The sequence below is a fragment of the Rouxiella chamberiensis genome (assembly GCF_026967475.1).
Classification (GTDB): domain Bacteria; phylum Pseudomonadota; class Gammaproteobacteria; order Enterobacterales; family Enterobacteriaceae; genus Rouxiella; species Rouxiella chamberiensis.
The window spans coordinates 4336150-4358081 of sequence record NZ_CP114058.1 but is presented as its reverse complement, the minus strand read 5'-3'; the positions used below and the strand labels follow the sequence as shown (position 1 = coordinate 4358081).

The 21932-nt window shown below is 56.4% G+C and carries 14 protein-coding genes and 6 pseudogenes; 12 read left to right on the top strand and 8 right to left on the bottom strand.

The window, feature by feature from the left end; genetic code table 11:
- Window positions 1-11: 11 nt before the first annotated feature.
- Window positions 12-3177, top strand: a pseudogene (locus O1V66_RS20440) (efflux RND transporter permease subunit).
- A gap of 69 nt (window positions 3178-3246) precedes the next feature.
- Here the strand turns inward: O1V66_RS20440 and O1V66_RS20435 are convergent.
- On the bottom strand, window positions 3247-3708 hold the full coding sequence (locus tag O1V66_RS20435) for an RrF2 family transcriptional regulator (protein WP_045049152.1): 462 nt from the start codon (window positions 3706-3708) through the stop codon (window positions 3247-3249).
- Window positions 3709-3954: 246 nt separating this feature from the next.
- Window positions 3955-5251: pseudogene (locus O1V66_RS20430) on the bottom strand (NCS2 family permease).
- Between the two features lie 297 nt (window positions 5252-5548).
- Here O1V66_RS20430 and O1V66_RS20425 point away from each other — a divergent pair.
- Window positions 5549-6461 (top strand): annotated as a pseudogene (locus O1V66_RS20425) (LysR family transcriptional regulator).
- A gap of 22 nt (window positions 6462-6483) precedes the next feature.
- Here O1V66_RS20425 and O1V66_RS20420 read toward each other — a convergent pair.
- The gene (locus O1V66_RS20420) at window positions 6484-7371 is read right to left on the bottom strand and encodes a LysR family transcriptional regulator (protein ID WP_045049149.1); all 888 of its coding nucleotides are present in this window, start codon (window positions 7369-7371) and stop codon (window positions 6484-6486) included.
- 126 nt (window positions 7372-7497) lie between these two features.
- Between O1V66_RS20420 and O1V66_RS20410 the strand changes: the two are divergent.
- The 8 genes and pseudogenes from O1V66_RS20410 (at window position 7498) to O1V66_RS20375 (ending at window position 15474) form a co-directional block, all read left to right on the top strand.
- Window positions 7498-9028: pseudogene (locus tag O1V66_RS20410) on the top strand (MFS transporter).
- A 413-nt stretch (window positions 9029-9441) separates the two neighbouring features.
- On the top strand, window positions 9442-10008 hold the full coding sequence (locus O1V66_RS20405; RefSeq protein WP_269127987.1) for a Csu type fimbrial protein: 567 nt from the start codon (window positions 9442-9444) through the stop codon (window positions 10006-10008).
- A gap of 50 nt (window positions 10009-10058) precedes the next feature.
- Window positions 10059-10577, top strand: a complete 519-nt coding sequence (locus tag O1V66_RS20400) for a Csu type fimbrial protein (RefSeq protein ID WP_082051050.1) — start codon at window positions 10059-10061, stop codon at window positions 10575-10577.
- 15 nt (window positions 10578-10592) lie between these two features.
- Window positions 10593-11130, top strand: a pseudogene (locus O1V66_RS20395) (Csu type fimbrial protein).
- Window positions 11131-11146: 16 nt separating this feature from the next.
- On the top strand, window positions 11147-11728 hold the full coding sequence (locus O1V66_RS20390; protein WP_269127986.1) for a fimbrial biogenesis chaperone: 582 nt from the start codon (window positions 11147-11149) through the stop codon (window positions 11726-11728).
- Window positions 11729-11750: 22 nt separating this feature from the next.
- On the top strand, window positions 11751-11954 hold the full coding sequence (locus O1V66_RS20385) for a hypothetical protein (protein WP_269127985.1): 204 nt from the start codon (window positions 11751-11753) through the stop codon (window positions 11952-11954).
- 17 nt (window positions 11955-11971) lie between these two features.
- On the top strand, window positions 11972-14491 hold the full coding sequence (locus O1V66_RS20380) for a fimbria/pilus outer membrane usher protein (protein WP_045049145.1): 2520 nt from the start codon (window positions 11972-11974) through the stop codon (window positions 14489-14491).
- Window positions 14488-15474, top strand: coding sequence for a Csu type fimbrial protein (locus O1V66_RS20375; protein ID WP_045049144.1), 987 nt, complete (start codon window positions 14488-14490; stop codon window positions 15472-15474). The genes O1V66_RS20380 and O1V66_RS20375 overlap by 4 nt, the downstream gene beginning before the upstream one ends.
- Before the next feature lie 55 nt (window positions 15475-15529).
- Here the strand turns inward: O1V66_RS20375 and O1V66_RS20370 are convergent, their stop codons facing one another.
- The 4 genes from O1V66_RS20370 to exbB all read right to left on the bottom strand — a co-directional run bounded on the left by O1V66_RS20370 (window position 15530) and on the right by exbB (window position 18347).
- Window positions 15530-16009, bottom strand: coding sequence for a cold-shock protein (locus tag O1V66_RS20370; RefSeq protein WP_045049143.1), 480 nt, complete (start codon window positions 16007-16009; stop codon window positions 15530-15532).
- Window positions 16010-16159: 150 nt separating this feature from the next.
- Window positions 16160-16813, bottom strand: a complete 654-nt coding sequence (gene alkB, locus O1V66_RS20365) for a DNA oxidative demethylase AlkB (protein WP_045049142.1) — start codon at window positions 16811-16813, stop codon at window positions 16160-16162.
- A gap of 129 nt (window positions 16814-16942) precedes the next feature.
- Window positions 16943-17374: a TonB system transport protein ExbD gene (exbD, locus tag O1V66_RS20360; RefSeq protein ID WP_045049141.1), complete on the bottom strand. Its 432-nt coding sequence runs from the start codon at window positions 17372-17374 to the stop codon at window positions 16943-16945.
- 7 nt (window positions 17375-17381) lie between these two features.
- A complete protein-coding gene (gene exbB / locus O1V66_RS20355; protein ID WP_414058415.1) occupies window positions 17382-18347 on the bottom strand; it encodes a tol-pal system-associated acyl-CoA thioesterase in 966 nt (321 codons plus the stop codon).
- Between the two features lie 304 nt (window positions 18348-18651).
- Here exbB and metC point away from each other — a divergent pair.
- Both metC and O1V66_RS20345 read left to right on the top strand, forming a co-directional pair.
- Window positions 18652-19840: pseudogene (gene metC / locus O1V66_RS20350) on the top strand (cystathionine beta-lyase).
- A 179-nt stretch (window positions 19841-20019) separates the two neighbouring features.
- Complete coding sequence (locus O1V66_RS20345) at window positions 20020-20682, top strand: DedA family protein (RefSeq protein WP_045049139.1); 663 nt, start codon at window positions 20020-20022, stop codon at window positions 20680-20682.
- Window positions 20683-20771: 89 nt separating this feature from the next.
- On the opposite strand, the gene O1V66_RS20340 is transcribed toward O1V66_RS20345, so the two are convergent.
- Window positions 20772-21599 (bottom strand): AraC family transcriptional regulator, encoded by an 828-nt coding sequence (locus tag O1V66_RS20340; protein ID WP_330873429.1) that lies wholly within the window; start codon window positions 21597-21599, stop codon window positions 20772-20774.
- Window positions 21600-21932: the final 333 nt, after the last annotated feature.

Sequence of the window (21932 nt, the reverse complement as noted above, 5' to 3'; positions counted from 1 at the left end):
GGATCTGACCCATGGACTTTTCCCGCTTTTTTATCGATCGCCCCATCTTTGCGGCCGTGCTGTCGATCCTGATTCTTGTGACAGGGGCAATTGCCCTGCCGCTGCTGCCTATCAGTGAATATCCCGATGTCGTGCCGCCGAGCGTGCAGGTACGCGCGCAATATCCGGGAGCCAACCCGAAAGAGATAGCCGAAACCGTCGCGACGCCGCTTGAGGAAGCGATTAACGGCGTTGAAAACATGATGTACATGAAATCCGTGGCCGGTTCCGACGGCGTGCTGGTGACCACCGTGACCTTCCGTCCGGGCACCGATCCGGATCAGGCGCAGGTTCAGGTGCAGAACCGCGTCTCGCAGGCGGCGGCGCGTCTTCCGCAGGACGTACAGCGGCAGGGCGTGACCACGCAGAAGCAGTCGCCGACCATGACGCTGGTTGTGCATCTTTCTTCCCCTTCCGGCAAGTACGACTCGCTGTATCTGCGCAACTACGCCACGCTGAAGGTAAAGGATGAGCTGGCGCGGCTGCCGGGTGTGGGTCAGGTCCAGATCTTCGGCGCGGGTGAATATGCCATGCGCGTCTGGCTGGATCCCAACAAGGTTGCGGCACGCGGCTTGACCGCCTCCGATGTCGTCACCGCCATGCGCGAGCAGAATGTGCAGGTGTCGGCGGGTCAGCTGGGTGCCGAACCGATGCCGAAAGAGAGCGATTATCTGCTGTCTATCAATGCCCAAGGTCGCCTCAAGGACGAAACCGAGTTCGGTAATATCATTCTGAAAACGGGTGAAGACGGCTCAATCGTGCATCTGCGCGACGTGGCGCGAATTGAAATGGGCTCGGGCAGTTATGCGCTGCGTTCCCAGTTGAACAACAAAGACGCGGTCGGTATCGGCATCTTCCAGGCTCCGGGCGCCAACGCGATTGACCTGTCGGATGCGGTGCGAGCCAAGATGGCCGAGCTGTCGACCCGTTTCCCCGAGGGCCTGACGTGGCGCGCGCCTTACGACCCTACCGTGTTTGTCCGTGATTCAATCAGTGCCGTGGTACATACGCTGCTCGAAGCCGTCGTGCTCGTCGTGCTGGTGGTTATTCTGTTCCTGCAAACCTGGCGCGCCTCGATAATACCGCTGCTGGCGGTGCCTATTTCGGTTATCGGTACCTTTAGCGTTCTGTATCTGCTGGGTTTTTCCCTCAATACACTGAGTCTGTTCGGGCTGGTGCTCGCCATCGGGATTGTGGTCGACGATGCCATCGTGGTGGTAGAAAACGTCGAGCGAAACATTGAGGAAGGCCTGTCTCCGCGTGATGCGGCGCATCAGGCAATGCGCGAAGTCTCGGGTCCGATTATCGCGATTGCGCTGGTGCTCTGCGCCGTGTTTGTTCCCATGGCGTTCCTGTCGGGCGTAACCGGGCAGTTTCTACAAGCAGTTTGCCGTCACCATCGCCATCTCGACGGTTATTTCGGCGATAAACTCGCTCACGCTGTCACCGGCGCTGGCGGCTATTTTGCTGAAATCCCACGGTGCGCCAAAAGATTTGCCTTCGCGACTGATAGACAGACTGTGCGGCTGGATTTTCCGCCCGTTCAACCGCTTCTTCAACGCCAGTTCACACAAGTATCAGCACGCCGTCTCCAAAACGCTGAGCCGTCGTGGCGCAGTCTTTGTGGTCTATATTCTGCTGCTGGCGGCTGCCGGATTCATGTTTAAAAGCGTGCCGGGCGGATTTATTCCGACGCAGGATAAACTTTATCTGATTGCCGGGGTGAAGATGCCGGAAGGCGCGTCGCTGTCGCGCACCGATGCGGCGATACGCAAGATAAGCGCCATTGGCCTCAACACCGAAGGCGTAGTGGATGCCGTCTCCTTCCCCGGTCTGAATGCTCTGCAATTTACCAATACGCCAAACACCGGCACGGTATTTTTCATTCTGAAACCCTTGAGTGAGAGAACCCGCACGGCGGCGCAGATCAATGCCGAGATCAACGCCAAAATTTCGGGATTACAGGAAGGTTTCGCGTTTTCCATCATGCCGCCGCCGATTCTTGGGCTGGGTCAGGGTTCGGGCTATTCGCTGTATATTCAGGATAGGGCCGGTCTGGGATATGGCGCGCTGCAATCGGCGGTGAATACGCTGTCTGGCGCGATTATGCAGACGCCGGGCATGAGTTTCCCTATCTCCGCCTATCAGGCCAACGTGCCGCAGCTTGAAGCCAAAATCGACCGCGACAAGGCCAAAGCTCAGGGTGTTTCGCTAAACGAACTGTTCAGCACGCTGCAAACCTATCTGGGGTCGTCTTATATCAACGATTTCAACCGTTTTGGCCGCACGTGGCAGGTCATGGCGCAGGCCGACGGACAGTTCCGCGACAGCGTGGAAGATATCGGCAATCTGCGTACCCGAAACGACAGGGGTGAAATGGTGCCGATTGGCAGCATGGTCAACATCACCACCACCTATGGGCCGGATCCGGTAATTCGCTATAACGGCTATCCGGCGGCGGACCTGATTGGCGATGCCGACCCGCGCGTGCTCTCTTCCACCGAAGCGATGACGGACGTCAGTGCGCTGGCGAAAAATCTGCTGCCCAACGGCATGAATATCGAATGGACCGACCTGAGCTATCAGCAGTCGACGCAGGGCAATGCAGCGCTTATCGTGTTCCCGATGTCGGTATTGCTGGCATTTCTGGTGCTGGCCGCGCTGTACGAAAGCTGGACGTTGCCGCTGGCGGTTATCCTGATTGTGCCCATGACCATGCTGTCTGCACTGTTTGGCGTCTGGCTGAACGGCGGCGACAACAACGTCTTCGTGCAGGTCGGATTGGTGGTCTTGATGGGACTGGCCTGCAAGAACGCCATCCTGATTGTCGAATTCGCCCGCGAGCTGGAGTTGCAGGGCAAGGGAATTATCGAGGCGGCGCTTGAGGCTTGTCGTCTGCGTCTGCGGCCAATCGTGATGACCTCGATTGCGTTTATAGCAGGCACCGTGCCGCTCATCTTCGGCCACGGCGCAGGAGCCGAAGTCCGTGGCGTAACGGGGATTACCGTGTTCTCGGGCATGCTGGGCGTTACGCTGTTTGGCCTGTTCCTGACACCGGTATTTTATGTGGCACTAAGAAAGCTGGTCACCAAAAAGGCCGAGCCGCAAACGGCAACGGAAACCGTTATCGCCGGGTAATTCCTACGCCGGAAATGCAAAAGGGGACACGCCGCAAGACGTGTCCCCTTTTTTATGGTGGCCATCAGGTTACTTGGCGGCCACTTCTTCGCCGTTGCAAATGTAGCTGCCGTTGCGTTCGAACTCGGCCAGCGCATCGGCGACCGAATAACGCGCCAGTACCGCCATCGAGGCCTCTTCGGCTTCATGCACCACGGACTTGAAATAGCCGCAGGCATTGGCGCTGACCAGACATTTCGCCGATTTTTCGGGACGTGCCGCCCACAGGCGTTTGTCTTCAATCACGCTGGTGTAGATATCGCGCAAGGTAATGGCATCCGCCAGCCGGCCCAGTCGAATGGAACCGGTTCGACCCAGAGTCGAGACGATAATGCCGTGATGGGTCAACGGCACCATCAATTTGCGAATAAAGCTTGGATTGGCTTCCAGGCTCGCTGCCAAAGTCGCACTGGTACAGCGCTGACCGGACTTTTCAGCCAGTGCCACACTAAAAACCATCTGCATTGCTGTCGGAAAGCGAAAATCTAACATGTCGTTATCCTGGTAAAGCGGGAATCAAAATTCACATCTTCGCCGCAAAAATACATCGCTGACGAAGTGCTCAATAATATAACAAATTCTGGGGTCATTTTGAAGTTGAGGCGCACATAAAGCCCCTATCAGCGGGTATCTTCGCGGCATTTTCGGACGATTATTGCGATTTGAGGAGAGGAATGGCCTTGCAGGTTTGCCCTTCCCCACCGAGGAAAGTGAAGGAAGGGCCAGAATGACAACAGGTTAGGCGCTCAGCCAGCCCAGCTTGATGACGAACAGGATAGACAGCACAATCATCGCCGCATTCAGCTCGCGTCCACGGCCGCTCAGCAGTTTGACCAGCGTCCAGGTGATAAAGCCGAATGCAATGCCGTTGGCAATCGAGTAAGTCAATGGCATGGTCAGCGCGGTGACGGTAACCGGAGCCGCAACGGTAATGTCTTTCCAGTCGATTTCAGCCAGTCCCGAGGTCATCAAGACGGCGATGAACAGTAGAGCAGGCGCGGTCGCGAAGGCAGGAACGCTACCGGCCAGCGGGGCAAAGAACAGGCTCAGCAGGAACAGAATAGCCACGACAATCGCCGTCAGGCCGGTACGGCCGCCTGCGCCGACGCCCGCCGCCGACTCGATGTAGCTGGTCGTGGTGGAGGTCCCGAGCAGCGAGCCAAACAGTGCTGCGGCGCTGTCGGCAACCAGTGCACGCCCCATTTTTGGAATATTGCCGTCGGCATCGGTCAGACCGGCGCGCTTGGTGACGCCAATCAGCGTGCCCGAGTTGTCGAATACGTCAACGAACAGGAAGGCGAAGATGACGCTGATAAGTCCGACGTTGAACGCGCCCTTGATATCGAGCTGCATAAAGGTCGGCGCAATCGAAGGCGGCATGGACATCACGCCACCAAACGGCGTAAAGCCGAACGCGATAGCCAGCACGGTGACGGCCAGAATGCCTATCAGCACCGCGCCCGTGATTCTACGGGCTTCCAGCACCACGATGACAATAAAGCCCAGAATCGCAAACAGCGGCGCAGGTTTGGTCAGGTCGCCAAGCCCGACCAACGTTGCCTGATTGCCGATCACGATGCCCGAGCTTTCCAGCGCAATCAGCGCCAGGAACCAGGCCGATACCGGCGGCAATGGCCGAACGCAGCGGCAGGGGAATACTGCGAATGATCCATTCACGAATCTTGAAGATAGAGAGTGCGAAGAAAATACAGGCGGAGAGGAAAACGGCACCCAGGGCAATCTGCCAGGTGTAACCCATGTGCAGCACAACGGTGTAGGTAAAGAAGGCGTTCAACCCCATGCCCGGTGCGAGCGCTATCGGGTAGTTTGCGATGAATCCCATCAGTGCGGAACCGATTGCGGCAGCCAGACAGGTAGCCACGAAAACTGCGCCCTTGTCCATGCCGGTCGCGCCAAGAATCGACGGGTTGACGAACAGGATATAAGCCATTGCCAGGAAGGTGGTCAGGCCGGCCAGAATCTCGGTACGAACATTGGTACGGTGCTCTTTGAGTTTAAATATTTTCTCTAACATGGGATGTCTCTCGGACGCGCTGATTAACTACACGCTTGTTATAAGTTTTGTTTTTCAAAACACGTCCGCGCGACGAGAGTACAGAGGGCAAGATTCGTCTGACTCGAGATAAAACCACACGGAAACACTGCGTGTTTTGACGAACCCTGTCATCACTGCCTGTTATTTATAGCCAATTTGTAGAAAAACATCAGAAAAACCTGTTTTACACACAGACCTCGTACAATCTAGGAAAAATAGGTGATGCAGTCCATAATAGATAACTCACTATTTCACTGCAAAAATTAGTACACCCCTATGTCGCCATTCTCACGCTTTTCACAATACTTTGTTGAAGTTGCCCGCACCGGAAGTCTGCGCAAGGCGGCCGAGGTGCTCCATGTCTCGGCATCGGCGATAAACCGGCAGATTTTGCAGGCCGAAAAGACCATGGAAACGCCCCTGTTTGAACGTCTTCCTACAGGATTGAAACTGACCTCGGCGGGCGAAGTGCTGTTTGACGACATTAAACGCTGGCGCAAGGAATTCGCCCGCACCCGCGAGCGGTTCGATGAAATGCAGGGTTTGCGTCGGGGGCACGTCAGTATTTCGATGATAGCTGCGTTAAGTGAAGGGCTCACGGCCCAGTTGCTTGCCGACGTAGGCAGGGAGTTTCCCTATCTGACTTTTAATATTCGCATCGAAGAGAGTCGCAATATCAGCGAGCACGTCAGTTCGGCCGAAGTGGATTTTGGTCTGCTGCTGGATCCGGTCGAACATACCGGCCTCGAGGTGCGCGCGCTTCGCCGAGTTACCCATCGGGATTGCGATGCCGATAGGGCATCCGCTGGCCGACAGAAAAGCGTTGTCATTCAGCGACATCACCGATTACCGTCATATTATTCCGTCGGAACCACTGATGGTAAATGCGCGCGCAAAGCTGCTCTATAACCGCTACCAGCTTCACGAAGCGCCCTCGATTGTCTGCAACGATGTCAGAATGATGCGTGAACTGATCCGCAAGGGCGCGGGTGTCGGCGTGCTCAGCCTGCTCGACGTCATTCCCGATCTTCACGAGAAGCGGCTGGCGTTTGTGCCTTTACAGGGGCACAGCGTAAAACCGCTCACGTTGGCACTCTGTGTCGCGCCCCGCCGCCAGCTGTCACGCGCGGCGCAAATCGTGATTCAGAAAGTGATAGTCATGATGGAAAAACTGACGCTGGAAGCCTGACCGTTTTTTGACGACGTTGCATTTAGAGATCGCTCAACACCTTCTTTTCGGTCATAAAATCGATGAAAACGCGGATTTTTGGTAGCAGATGGCGGCTACTCGGCCAGACAAGGGAAAACTTGCCTGCATCGGTAATATAGTCGTCCAGCACGGAAACCAGCTCGCCCGAATGCAGGTACTCTTTGACAAGAAATTTCGGCGCATAGGTCAGGCCCATCCCTCGTACCGAGGCTTGAAGCAACCCTTCGAGATTGTTGAAGGTCAAGGATGCCGGGATTTCGCGTGGCCTGGCATCGGCGAAATCCCACGTCTGCAACTGACCATTTTTGAGAAAGCGATAGCGCAGACAAACGTGTTGTTGCAGATCTTCGGGCCGCTCGGGCGCAGGATGGCGCGATAAATAGTCCGGGCTGGCGACGATGACAAAACGGAACGTGCCGAGTATGCGCGACATCATTTCCGAATCAACGAGGTCGCCGCTGCGTATCGCTACATCAACACCTTCGGCGATAATGTCCACCAGCCTGTCGGTGAAATCCAGCTCGAGTTCAACTTCGGGATAGCGTTGCATAAATTCGGGCAGGTACGGCAGCAGCATGCGGTAACCGATATGCGGCAGACTGACCCGCAGTTTGCCGCGCGGCGTTGACGACAGCCGTGACAGCTCGTTTTCCGCTTCTTCCATTTGCGCCACAATTCGCTGACAGCGCTCGAAAAACAGCTGGCCTTCATCGGTCAGGCTGATGCGCCGCGTGCTGCGATTGAATAAGCGGACGTTCAGGCGTGCTTCAAGCCGCGCCACACTTTTGCCGACCGCCGAAGCGGAAATCCCGAGGCGCTCCCCGGCCGCCGTAAAGCTCTGCAACTGGGCCGCGCGCACAAAGGCCAGCATGCCGTTGATATTGTCCATCGACTTCCCCCGCAATATGGCTTCGATTACAGCGTTTTTGTCCTTAATCATCGGACGAGCAGCCCATTTCCGTCAAATTCCGGACTATTTATCATCATAAGCCATAACCTTGACTGGAGAAGCCCTATGATGCCCCTTTCTGCCTCCTCTTCGCCCACGAGCAAAACGCCCATACTGATAGCCATCTGTCTGGCGGCGATCATTCTGCCTTTAAGCTTTGTCAGCGGCTCGATAGCGACGCCGGTCATCAGCCGCGAACTCGGCGGTAGCGCACAGGCGTTAAGCTGGATTACCAATGCCTTTATGTTGAGCTTCGGCTGCTTTCTCATGGCCGCCGGTGCCTTGGCCGATGAAATTGGCCGTAAAAAAGTCTTTATTACCGGCGTGTCGCTGTTCGCGCTGTTCTCCGGACTTATCGGGTTTAGCTCGAGTCTGCTGTGGATTGACCTGATGCGTGCGGCTCAGGGCGTCGCCGCCGCTGCGGCATTGGCGGGGGTCGGCGTCGCTGGCACAGGAATTCGAGGGCCGCGCCCAACTGCGCGCCTTTAGTCTGCTGGGCACCAGTTTTGGGGTTGGCCTCGCCTTCGGGCCTTTTCTCGCCGGTCTGCTTATCGCCCATTTCGGCTGGCGCGCCGTGTTTCTCTCATCAATGGTGATAGCCCTGCTGTCGCTGTCGATTGGCGCAACGCGGCTGCGCGAATCGACCAATCCACAGGCGGCGGGCATCGACTGGCCCGGTACATTGTCTTTCACCGCCATGCTTGCCTCGCTGACCTGGGCATTAATGGCTATTCCGGCAGAAGGAGCCGCCAGCATGCAGGTGATAGGCTTGCTGGTATTAACGGTTGCCCTGTTGGCGCTGTTTATCGCGGTGGAAAAACGGGTTCGTCATCCGATGCTGGATCTCTCCCTCTTTCGTTATGCCCGTTTTATGGGTGTACAGGCACTGCCGCTCGCCACGGCCTTTGCCTTTGTGGTGTTGCTGGTGCTGTTACCGATGCAGTTTATCGGCATTGCGGGGATGTCCGAAGAGCAGGCGGGGCTGATGATGATGGCGCTGTCAGTGCCGATGCTGATTGTCCCGCTGTTTGCCGCCCTGCTGACGCGCTGGATTTCGGCGGGTCTGGTGTGTACGGCAGGATTGCTGATTGCCGCAGTGGGACTGCTCTGGTTAAGTCAGGCGATCGCCAGCCAGACGATGATGGCCGCTCTGCTGCCGATGGCGACAATCGGCATTGGCATCGGCCTGCCGTGGGGGTTGATGGACGGCCTGTCCATTAGCGTCGTGCCCAAAGAACGCGCGGGCATGGCGACCGGCATCTTCAGTACCACCCGCGTGGCGGGAGAAGGCATTGCATTGGCCATTGTCGGGGCGATGCTGGCGGGGTTTGTCGTGCAGGGTATGACCAGGATTGCGCCAAGCGCCACGCCTGACACTGCCGGTCTGGCGGTGCAGCGCCTCGCAACCGGCGACTTGCACAGGGCGTTGCTGGCGCTGCCCGACACGCACGCCGCCCAACTCACTGCGCTCTACGCCCATGCCTTTTACCTGTTGTTGCTGTGGCTGGCCGCCATTACCTGTGTTTCGGCGGTTATCGTCTACGCCGCATTATGTCTGAAAGGTCATCCAGCCAAGCAGGTGGTGAGAGAGCCTTAGCCTGCCATTGCTCCGGCGGGCGAACGGCTTTTATCGCCTGTTTGTCCGCCGCTGAAAGCTCAAATACATTAGCAATGTAACACTTTTAAGAATCGGATTAGGCATAAAGCGTGGTCATCATTATGTTCATCCACATTTAAAACCATGAAATTCAGTTATTCAGCATTTAAAATTGATATCCCCAAAAATTCAAAAAAATCTCCTTAAGTTAAAATTAATAAATTATATTAATGTCCGAACGGATGTTTCATTAGTTTAGTTAATGTTTTTGTTACGATGACTTTCGCACCCCTAAAGCGAGAGGATCGCCCTGATTTTTTGCTTCGTTTAAAGATTCTATTGCCACCAGAGGATTTCCACTCGCAAGTTTCTTGCGTGAAACACATCTTTTTAAGTTGTTATTGGGAGTCATCATGGGTACTAAACACATCGCTTTATCTGTATTGCTGGCTACGGCCACCCTTTCTCTCTCCTCCGGCGCGTTCGCGGCGGGCACGCTGACCGGTCAGATTGGTGTTCAGTTAACCATCAGCGCAGGCTGTACCGTGGGTAACGGCAGTATTACCGGCGGCGTCAACCAGTGGGGTAACATCAATTTCGGTAATTATTCCGACCTGACCAACGTAGTCAACGGCACCTTGATAGGCGCGGACGGCACCTCGGCGGTGACCGTAACCTGTAGCACCGGCCTCACGCCGACGATGTCTATCAATGCCGGCAACAACGGCGGCAGCGGCGTGCGAGCCATGACCGCAGGCGGCGCGACCACCATTCCTTATCGCCTTTATTCCGATACGGCACGGACCGCCGAAATCGGGATCAACACGCCCGTAGCCCTGGCTATCGGCGCGCAGGAATTCCCGATTTATGCCCGCGTTTCTGCCGGCCGATCAGACAACGACGGCCCCCGCAGCTGCAACCTACAACGATACCGTTGTCGCAACGCTTGCCTGGTAACGCCGGTTATTCAGGGTCGATAAGGCCCTGTTTATCGCGAAGGTAGTGGATAAGGCAATCAAAGGGACGAGGTATGGGATTCAAGGGACGACTACTGCTGCTGCTGTGCATCCTGTTCTCGGGTATGGGCGCGCCCTGTCTCGCCCACGCCGCAACCCTGTCCGTTCAGGCCACGCTGTTACCCGCCTGCGAAGCCGGTACCGTGACGTCTGGCACCCTCAGTTACGGCACCCTCAATTTCGGAAATTATGCTTCGTTAAGCAGCGTAATCAACGCCACCAGCGCCCAACTGGCCGGATCTATCCGGGTGAAATGTGTCAACGGGTTGAGCTACAAGATTGCGATGGACGGCGGCAAAAGCGGCGATGTGACCAATCGCAAAATGGTCAATGCCACCAATACCAGCGCCACCGTGCTGTATAACCTCTACACCAGCGCCGCGCGTTCTGTCGTCTGGGATAACACGATTGGATTGAGCGATGTCGGCAACGGCGCCGATCAGTGGCACACCGTGTATGGCCGCGTGCCGAGCCAGACCACGCCCGCCGCCGGAATCTACAGCGATACCGTTAATGTTACCGTTAGCTGGTAAGCCGAGGTGCGCCTCATGACGCCTTCTCGCCTGCTTCTCTACGCCCTGACCGGCTGCCTTCTGCTTCCGCTGCCTACGCGGGCCGCCACCACGCCCGCGCTGACATTCACCGTTTCTGCCGTTATCACCAAAGGTTGCGCCTTCGGCAGTTCACCGGTCAGTCCGATAACCAGTCTGGGCACCCTGAATTTCGGCTCTTTCGCGTCACTCCCGAGCAACGTCGATATTGCCAGTTCCAGCGGAGCCGGATCGGTGGTCGTGACCTGCACGCCGGGCACCGCCGTCAGCATTGCCATGGACTATGGCACGCACGGGGGCAGCAGCACGCAGCGCTATATGGCCAACACGGCCGGAACCGAAACCTTGCGCTATCAGCTCTACCAGGACAGCGCCCGCAGCCAGGTGTGGGGAAACGGCGCGCTGGCGATGTCTATCGCCTCTTTTCCAGCCACGACGCAAACCTACACGGTTTATGGCCGCCTGGTTCGCCGCCAGCACACTGCCTTCCGCCGGCACCTATACCGACACGGTGACGGTGACTTTAACTTACTGAAACACAGGATTTAACTATGGTTTTCTCTACATTGCGTTCTTTGGCCCGCTGGGCTGCAATGGCTGCTGCCCTGACCGCTAGCGCTTCCGCTCTGGCAGCCAGTTCGGTGCTGGTGTGGCCCGTTTACCAGATTATCGAAGCGGATCAGAATGGATCTGCGTTATGGCTGGAGAATCGCGGCGCCGATCCCGTCACCTTGCAGATTCGGGTCTATGCCTGGAAGCAGGACAATTTCAACGAAAACTATGCCGATCAAACCAATGTGGTTATCAGCCCGCCCTTTGCAACCGTGGCGCCGGGGGATCGGCAGTTGATCCGTCTGATCCGCAACACGCCCGCGCCAACGCATACCGAGCAGGCTTACCGCATCATCATCGACGAAGTCCCGTCTTCTTTGAACCAGCCTAAAGAAACCAACAAGCCGATGGTCGGGTTGCAGCTGCAAATGCGCTATCTCGCTGCCGCTGTTTATCGATGGCGAAGGATTATGGACCGACGAGCGCGCAGACGTAAAACGCGACGCAGATTCCGCCACGAAACCGATTCTGGACTGGAGCCTGCAAAGCGTCGGCGGCAAACCTTATCTGCAAGTGCATAACAGCGGCATCGTGCATGCCCGATTGAGCAACGTATTCTGGTCGGCCACTGGCGCACAGAAGCAGGCGGTGAAAACCATGACCAGCGGTTTCCTCGGCTATGTACTGCCGGGCAAGACCATGCGCTGGCCGCTGCCCACTAGTGCCGGCACGCCGGGTTCGAGCAGCCAGCTCAACGCACAGATTGCCGACAACACCCGCCCTATCGTCATTAAACACGGCGAATAAGGACGGGACCTGGCCGCATGCAACGTCGACGTTCGATGCCGAAACCGCGCTTGAGGGATCGTCGAAAGCTGTTTTATGTCAGCGGATTAAGTCTGCTGAGCGTCGGTGCGCACGGGCAGGAGTATTCCTCTTTGCCTGCGCCGCCCCGCGCCGCGCCGGTGGTCAGCAGCGCCACCTATTATCTGACGCTGGTGGTCAACGGGCAGACCGACAATCAGGTGGTGCCGGTGGTGTATCGCAACGGCCGTTATCTGGTCGAATCGGGGATTCTGGCTAAATATCATGTGCGCCTTAACGGACAGCAGCAGGGACTGGTGGACGTCGGCGCGCTGCCTGACGTCAAGGCGACCTACAAGGCGTCGGCGCAGCAGTTGCTTATCACCCTGCCCGACGACTGGCTGCCCAGACAGGATATCCAGAGCGATAGGCTACTGAATTACACGCCCGCGCAAAGCAGCACCGGCCTGCTGATGAATTATGATTCGTACTATTCGGATCCCTATCGCGGCTCGCGCACCCTGTCGACCTATCTGGAACAGCGGCTGTTCAGCGACGTCGGCATTCTTTCCAATACCGGCACCTGGCGCACCCGTATGGATGGCGGAGACAGCGCTGATGCTGGTAATCAGGACGGTTATCTGCGCTACGACACCTACTGGCGCTATAGCGACGATCAGCGGCTTGTCAGTTATCAGCTCGGGGATTTCGTGAGCGACTCGTTGACCTGGAGCAATTCGGCGCGAATGGGCGGCCTGCGTGTGAGCCGCAACTTCGGCGTGCGTCCCGATGTGGTGACTTATCCGCTGGTTCAGTACAGCGGCACGGCGGCGGTGCCGACTTCCGTGGATCTGTTTATCAACGGCTTTAAGGCGAGCAGCAGCAATCTGAACGCCGGTCCGTTTACTCTGACCAATGTTCCCTACATTAATGGCGCGGGCGAAGCGACGGTCGTGACGACCGATGCGCTGGGGCGACAAGTCTCGACCTCTGTGCCCTTTTATGTCTCGAACCAGCTGCTGAGAAAAGGGCTGACCGATTTCGATTTTTCACTCGGCAAGGTGCGCAAAAATTACGGCCTGAACAGCAGCGATTATGGCTCTCCGGCCTTCAGCGGCATCTATCGATTCGGCCTCACCAACTCGCTGACCTTTTCAAGCCATGCCGAGGCGACGCAGGGCTTGCAGCTTGGTGGCGTAGGCGCGGATATCGCCGTGTGGCGACTCGGAACGCTGAGTCTCTCGGGCAGCCAGAGCCGTGCCAATCACCGCGTGGTCGGCTCGCAGATTTCCAGTACCGACGGCATTACCCAGGCGCTGACCAACAGCGCCATTGATAACCTCGGCGGCGGTTATTCGATTGAAGACCAGCGTACGCGCGGATCGCAATATGTCATCGGCTACTCCTACTATTCCACCCGCTATAGCCTCGCCGTGCAACGCGCCTCGCGCACCGACGGGTATCAGGATCTGACCTCCTACTCCAGTGACTCGCGCCTGAGCCACCGCGCCGATCAGGCCACTTTCAGCGCTTCGCCCTTTGGCACATCGAACGGCACCGTCGGCGTTGGCTATTTCGACGTCGAAGCCTATGACCAAAGCCATACCCGCCTGCTGAACCTCTCCTATAGCCGTTCACTATGGGGACAAAGCAGCATGTTTTTGTCGATGAACAAGACGCTCGGCGAAAACGGCTACAGTGCGCAGCTGCAATTTATCATTCCGCTGGATTTCGGGGCCAACATCAACCTGAGCAGCCAGCGCGATAATCAGGGCAACTACCAGCAACAGCTGGGTGCCAGCAAATCGGTGCCGACCGACGGCGGACTGGGCTGGGATGTCGCCTATTCCACCGGCAAAAATGCCTATCAGCAGGCCGATGCCACCTGGAAAACGCATTACGCTACCGTGCAGGGCGGCGTTTACGGGCCGGAAGGGGAATACACAAACTGGGCAGATCTCAGCGGATCCGTGGTGTTTATCGACAACGACCTGTTTGTCTCGGACAAGATAAACGATGCTTTCGTGGTCGTGAATACCGATCACTACACCGGCGTGCCCGTGCTGTACGAGAACCAGAAAATAGGGACCACCGACAGGCACGGACATCTGCTGGTGCCGAATGTCAGTTCGTTTTATCCGGCAAAAATCGACATCGATACCCTGCCGCTTCCGGCAGATGTGAGCACACCGGAGGTCTCCAGGCGCGTGGCCGTGCGCGAAGGCAGCGGTAGAGTGGTCGATTTCCCGGTGCGCAGAGTGATGTCCGCTACCCTTCGACTCAACGATGTTCAGGGTCAGCCACTCAAACTCGGCACGCTGGTGACGGAAGAAAACAGCCATCAGGTCGCCGTTGTCGGTTATGACGGGCTGGTCTATTTCAGCAATCTACAGCTCCACAACCAGATTAGCGTACAGCTTGAGGGCGCGGCACCCTGCCGCCTCGGCTTCGACCTGAACGCCGCCAGCCACAGCATCCAGCAGGTCGGCCCGCTGGTCTGCCGTCCGGGCGCTTTCGTTTCACATGAGGAGAAAAAATGAGAAAGGCGACAGGAATACGCGCCGTGCTTTTACTGCTGTCGAGTCTCGCAGGAATGGGCACGGCGCTGGCAGACTGCACCAACGGAGCCGGGGCAGCGGTAGGCAGTGCCAGTTTCGGCACCCAAAGCTCGTTTACGATTAACGGTACGTCGCAATTGGTCACCGCCAACACCGGTTATAGCTGTTCCGGCAATGTACTGTCGTTGCTGTCGACCAACACCATCCGACTCACACTCTCGTCGAGCACCAATGCCAGTGGCAGCACGCCGCGACTCTACGCGCCCGCCAACGGCAGCACGCCGGCCGCCTATGTTCCCTATACGCTGTGCATCGATTCTGGCTGTGCCACGACGTTGCCGGTCGGCAACAGCTACACCAATTCGCAAACGTCGCTGCTTGGCCTGCTTGGCCTGTTTACGGGCACCAACGGCACACTGCCGCTGTATCTGAAAACGTCGCTGGCCAATGTTCCTGCCGGAACCTACACCGATACGCTGAATCTGAGCTGGGCATCGCACGTCTGCTTTATCGGTCTGCTGGGGTTGTGCATCTATACCGACCAGACTGCCACCACCACGATTCCGGTCACGCTTGTGGTCACCAACTACTGCTACCTCGACAGCGCGCCCAACGTCAGCTTTGGTTCCAACCCTTTCCCGAGCAGTTTTACCACGCCCGTGACCAGCAACAGCCTGAGCGTTCGCTGCACCCAAAGCGCGGCCTACACCATCAAAATGGCCAGCAGCAATCCCCTTAGCGGACAGTATCGCCAGATGTCTTCATTGATCAATGGCACCACGTATTACCTGCAATATCAGCTGCTCAAGGCCGACTCGACGGTATGGACGCCGACCAATGATTTGGCCGCGACCGGCAACGGCAACTCGCAGGCGGTGTCTTACACGGCGCAGGTCAATACCAGCCAGGCGAATGTGCCCGCAGGGAATTACAGCGATACCGTGACGGTCACTGTAACGTATTAGAAAGGGAGCAAGGTATCGCCGCTGGACGCAGAGGCCAACGGCGAGAAAGCAGGGTTTACAGCGCCTTGAGGATTTTGACCGTCGCGTCTACGTCGATTTCATCTTCCGAGAAGACGTAGGTGGAATTCTGGAAGGTCGTGATCAGCAGTTTCTTGATAGTCCGCGTCGTGGCCCTGGCTTCTTCGTCTTTTGGCTTGATGCGGTTCATCAGCAGGCCCACGGAAAGCACGGCGTTTTCCTTGTCGATTTTGGAATCCGCAGGCACTTCTTCGCTAAAGGCCAGGAAAGACTTGATGCTGGTGATTTTGATGCGCTCACCGGCAATGTGAATGTGCTTGCTTTCGGGCGCCACTTTCACCGCAAAGGCCGAGAGTCCCTTGGTATTGGTCGTAGGCTCGAAGGTCACCACGGCATCTTTCTTGATAAGATCAGGATTGGCGACTTTAATCACATGGAAATAGCGGTTATCTCCGTTTTCATCTTTGATAAAGCCAAAACCTTTATCTTCAAACCAGGTTGTGATTACACCGTTCATCGCTCTTACCACCTAATAAATTCGTTCAAAAATGCCTGTTTTACCCGCTACGTTTTTTTGAAACCTGGGAGGGAAACAGTGAAGCCGCCTAGTTTAATGCACAACGGGCGCGAAGTCCTGCGCTTTACGCAACGCAGGGCGATTGCGCGGTCAATGCGCCTTGCGGAAGGTCAGATTAAAACGGTATTGCCCCGTTAGTGGATGTTCACCCACTTTCAGCGGCAGGATCCCGTGATAGCGCAGTCGCGCCGGTCCGCCCCACACAACGATATCGCCGTGCGTCAGATTCACCCGCAGAGTCGGGTCACTGCGCTCCAGCCCGCCAAACTGAAACACCGCCGGAAGACCCAGAGAAATCGACACGATAGGCTGGCCGAAATCGTCTTCGTCCTTGTCCTGATGCAGCGACATTTTCGCACCCGGCTGGTAGCGGTTAATCAGACAGGCGTCGGGCAGAAAGTTGTCGAAACCGGCCTCTTTGGCGGCGTGAATCGCAAGCGTGCGGAAGATATCGGGCATCGGCGGCCACTGTTTGCGCGTTTCGGGCGAAGTCGTCTGATAACGATATCCCTGACGATCGGTTACCCAGCCCAGTTCGCCGCAGTTGGTCATCGCGACCGACATGGCATAACCGCCCGGTGTGGCGCGATACTGGAAGGGCGCCTTGATGGCGATTCGATTGATAGCCTTGAGCAGTTCACGCTCATCGGCCAGCGCCGCGCCGCGTAATACCACGGCGCCCGGGCAAATATCTTCACGCCAGCTTGGGTGAAAATCCGGGTGCGCAAAAAGATCCAGGTTCATGTGTCCTCCTGCCAGACAGTTCAACGTTAAGTATAACAGCCCTTGGCGAAGGCGGCGGGAATGCCGAAGACAAGAAGGCCCGAGTCACCTGCGCGACTCGGGCCTTCTTTATTCTGCCTGTGAAAAGCGTTACTGCGCCGCTGCGCCGCCTTTCTCTTCGCCGACCAGACCGACTTTCAGGTAACCGGCGGCACGCAGTTTATCCATCACGCTCATGATGGTTGCGTAATCCACCGACTTGTCGGCACGGAAGAAGATAGTGGTTTGCTTGTCGCCCTGCGTGCGCTGGTCGAGCAGCGCGCCGAGGTTGTCAGGCGTAATCACATCGTCGCCGATAAACATCTGGTTGTCAGCCTTGACCGACAGGAACACCGGTTTAGGCGGGCGAGGCTGGGACTGGGCGGTGGAGGCAGGAAGATTGACCCGCACATCTACCGTCGCCAGAGGCGCTGCCACCATGAAGATAATCAGCAGCACCAGCATAACGTCGATAAACGGCGTGACGTTAATGTCATGCATTTCGCCGCTTTCATCGAGGTCGTCGTTTAAACGAATTGCCATGATTAACTTATCCTACGCGTAGCTTGTGACCCGCCTGCGCGCGCGGTGCCTCTTCGACACGGGTTGCCAGGTCAAGATCACGGCCCTGAAGCAGCAGAATCTGGGCTGCCACATCGCCAACCTGATGACGGTAAGACGCAATGGTACGGGCGAAAATGTTGTAGATAACCACCGCAGGGATAGCCGCAACCAGACCGACCGCCGTCGCCAGCAACGCTTCTGCAATGCCGGGAGCCACAACCGCCAGATTGGTGGTTTGAGTCTGTGCAATGCCGATAAAGCTGTTCATGATGCCCCACACGGTACCAAACAGGCCGACAAAAGGAGAAATCGCTCCGATGGTCGCCAGAATACCGTTGCCACGGCCCATATGACGACCGGCAGCGCTAACGCGGCGCTCGAGACGGAAACCGGTACGCTCCTTGATGCCGTTGTTGTCGGTGGAACCGGCAGACAACTCCAGCTCGTTTTCGGCATCGCGCAGCATCTGGCTGCTGGTGCTGTTGGCGGAGAAGCTTTCAGCCTGATCCAGCGCCTCTTTCAGTGAACGAACCGGCAACAGGGCAGCCAGTTCACGGCGCAGACGGCGACGCGCAGAGAGGATTTCGGCACCTTTGCTAAACAGCAGCGTCCAGGTCACCACCGACGCCAGCAACAGTCCGATCATCACGATTTTTACCACGATGTCCGCGTGCTGGTACATGCCCAGCACCGAGAGATCCTTGGGAATGATCGGACCCTGTGAATCCTGGGCGGAAGCCGCGCCGGTCGTGCTTTGCAGCACAGGCGCTGCGCTACCGTCGGTTGACGTCGCTGCCGGAGCAAGTGCCGAAGTGGTTTGCGCAGGCGTGACTGCATTGGCCGCATTTGAAGAAGGCGCTGCCCAGGCACTGCCGCTCAAACCTGCAATCAGTACCAGTGAAGTCATTACCGTACCGATTTTTGCTGTACCGCTTTTACGCGTACTCATCATCTGTTTTACGTCCGTCGAAAATGACACCGCTTTGTTCATCTTAATGCGACACGTTTGCACGTAGCGCCTCCAGCCGTGATCAATAAAAGTGAAATTATTAATAGCGGCAAATGATAACAAAATAAAAGCCATAATTGATAGTAGTTCTCATTATTATTTACATTACGTATTGGCATGAAAAAACAGGGTTATTCATTAAATGAAAAATTTTCACACACCCCGGCAAAGAAATGACCCTGTCCCTGCGGCATGTTACCGTAGGAAAAATGCCGTATGGCGGGAATGACAAGGTGAAATCGGTCTTATGACATCCAGAAAGATTGAAACTGCGTTAGTGAGCGCAGGAAGAGATAAAAAGTTTACGCAAGGCTCCGTAAATGCGGTTATTCAGCGTGCCTCCTCGCTGGTATTCGAAACCGTCGCCGCCAAGAAATTTGCCACCGCCAACCGTGCCAACGGCGAACTGTTTTACGGACGTCGCGGCACGCTGACCCATTTCTCGCTACAGGAAGCGATGGTTGAACTCGAAGGCGGCGCAGGGTGTGCGCTGTATCCTTGCGGCGCTGCCGCCGTCAGCAATGCCATTCTCGCCTTTATTCAAAGTGGCGATCACGTACTGATGGCCAGCTCCTCCTATGAACCGACGCAAGATTTTTGCAGCAAGGTGCTGACACGTCTGGGCGTTGACACCACTTACTATCCTGCGTCCATCGGGGCCGATATTGCCCGCCTGGTTCAGCCCAACACCCGCGTGGTGTTTCTTGAGTCGCCGGGGTCGATAACAATGGAAGTGCCGGATATTCCGGCCATTGTCAGCGCCGTGCGTGCCGTTTCTCCGGAGGTCATCATCATGATCGACAACACCTGGGCGGCGGGTATTCTGTTCAAGGCGCTGGAGTTTGATATCGATATTTCGATTCAGGCAGGCACCAAGTATATCGTCGGCCATTCCGATGCGATGATAGGCACGGCGGTGTCGAACCGCCCGCTGCTGGGACCAGCTGCGCGAGCAGTCCTACCTTATGGGTCAGATGGTCGATGCCGATACCGCCTACGTCGCCAGCCGCGGCCTGCGCACGATGGGCATTCGTCTCAGACAGCACGCCGAAAGCAGCCTGCGAATTGCCGAATGGCTGCAAACCCGTCCCGAGGTGGCGCGCGTCAACCATCCTGCGCTGCCCGGCAGTCGAGGGCACGAATTCTGGAAGCGCGACTTTACCGGCAGCTGCGGCCTGTTCTCCTTTATTCTCGCCAAGCGCCTGAGCGACAGCGAAATGGCCGAATATCTCGATCATTTCCAGCACTTCGGCATGGCCTATTCATGGGGCGGCTTCGAGTCACTGGTGCTGGCCAATCAGCCCGAAGAGATTCAGGCCATTCGTCCGGGTGAAACGGTGGATTTCGAGGGCACGCTGGTGCGCGTGCATATCGGGCTGGAACATTGTGACGACCTGATAGCCGATCTTGAGGCGGCATTTGCCCGCATCGCCTAAGCTTAATAAAATCATTGCGACAAACCGCCCAGATCCTTACTTATCTGATAGGATGATGGGCGGATTTTAACCATAATACGTTAAATACTAATAAAGATTGATAGCAGCATTTTACTTTAGCGTGACATCAGGGCCACCCGATATTTCACGTCTTTGAAGCAACCCAGACAGGAAAGCTTATGGCTGTTTTAACTCAGATCCTTCATGCACTTTGGCAGCATGATTTCAGCGTTTTGGCGAATCCCAACGTTTTATGGGTCGTCTATGCCGTGCTGTTTACCACTCTTTTCCTCGAAAATGGCCTGCTCCCCGCCTCTTTTCTGCCGGGCGACAGCCTGTTGCTGCTCACGGGCGCGCTGGTTGCCAAAGGCGTGATGAATATTGTTCCGACGCTTGTCATTCTGGTAGTGGCTTCAAGCCTGGGCTGCTGGCTGAGTTATCTGCAGGGCCGCTGGCTTGGCCATACCCGTATCGTGAAAGGCTGGCTGCTGCAGTTGCCCGCGCATTACCATCAACGCGCCCATGAACTGTTCGACAAACACGGGTTGACCGCGCTGCTGGCGGGGCGTTTTCTGGCATTTGTGCGCACCCTGCTTCCGACTATCGCGGGTATTTCCGGTCTCGACAACGCCCGTTTCCAGCTGTTCAACTGGTTGAGCGCGGTGCTTTGGGTCGGCGTCATCGTCGGCATGGGGTATGCCATCTGCCAAATTCCGCTGGTGCAGCGTCATGAAGATAAAGTCATGGCCGGTTTGATGATCCTCCCTGCCCTGCTGCTGGTGACCGGACTTGCCGGTGCGCTGCTGGTCGTCTGGAAGAATCGCCGGAAAGTCGCCTCATAGGCCGGTAGGTTTCGAGGGCGGCAAGCGTCGACGCCTGCATCTTTGCGTCATGCCGGAACTTACGCCCGCCGCCGGTAATAGACAGACCGTCAGGACCCAAAAACGGTTTCGGACAGCGTCAAGGCATTGCCTTCGCGCATGCGGGCAATTTCATCACTCGGCGTCACGCCAAAGTAACGTTTGAACTCCCGGCTAAACTGCGACGCGCTCTCGTAACCGACATTGAGCGCGGCGCTGCTGGCCTTCACTCCGTCGTAAATCATCATCGCCCGCGCCTTGTGCAGCCGGTAGTTTTTAAGATACTGCAACGGCGAAGTGCTGGTGACCGCCTTGAAATTATGGTGAAAAGCCGACACGCTCATGTTCACGTCACTCGCGAGTTGCTCCACGCTCAGCGGTTGAGCATACTGATTTTCTATTTTACGCAGCGCCTTGGCTATCTGGCTGAAATGCGTATGTCGATTTACCAGCGCCTGTAACGCGCCGCCGTTTTCACTGGTCAGAATAAAGAACAGGATCTCGCGGATAATCTGCGGGCCGAGCACTTTTGCGCGCAGCGGTTTGTCCATGACATCAAGCAATCGCTCGCTGGCGCAGAGGATATCTTCATCCAGCACGCCCGAAGTAATGCCCGAAGAGTGATCCGGCTGGTGCGGAAAACCTTCATCGCCCATCTCAATCAGTAAATCCTGCAACATTCCGGAATCGATACGAATCGACACGCCTGTCACCGGCCTTTCGGGTGTGCCAAAGGTTTCGCATTCGAACGGCAGGGGCACCGTCAGCATCAGGTAGTTTTTGGGATCATAGGAGAACGTCTTGTTGCCGAGATAGCCTATTTTGCTGCCCTGAAAAACGATGGTGACGCTCTGGTCGTAAATCACCGGCTGACGGGGGTGATAGCTTGAGTAACACATCAGCGTCGCCTGCGGCACACTCGATTGAAACTTAAGCGACCCTTCAGTCAGACGTTGTACTTTTTTGCCAACGCGGCACACAGGCTTTCGACATCTTGCATCGCGCTTCCCCCTTGAAAACAAACCGGCAATGATTTTGCCATATCCCCTGCCATTTCTATAGCGGCTTGCAGGAACGGGCAAGGTTTAAACAGGATTGAGCATTAAAAAACATCCTGAATGCTGCCACAGTGACAAGTCAGTGCTGCACTGGGGCTTTTTAAGCTAACAACATGTTTTGAGATAAATTACTGAAAATGAATCATTAGCAAACTCTGCGCAATGTGCATTCAT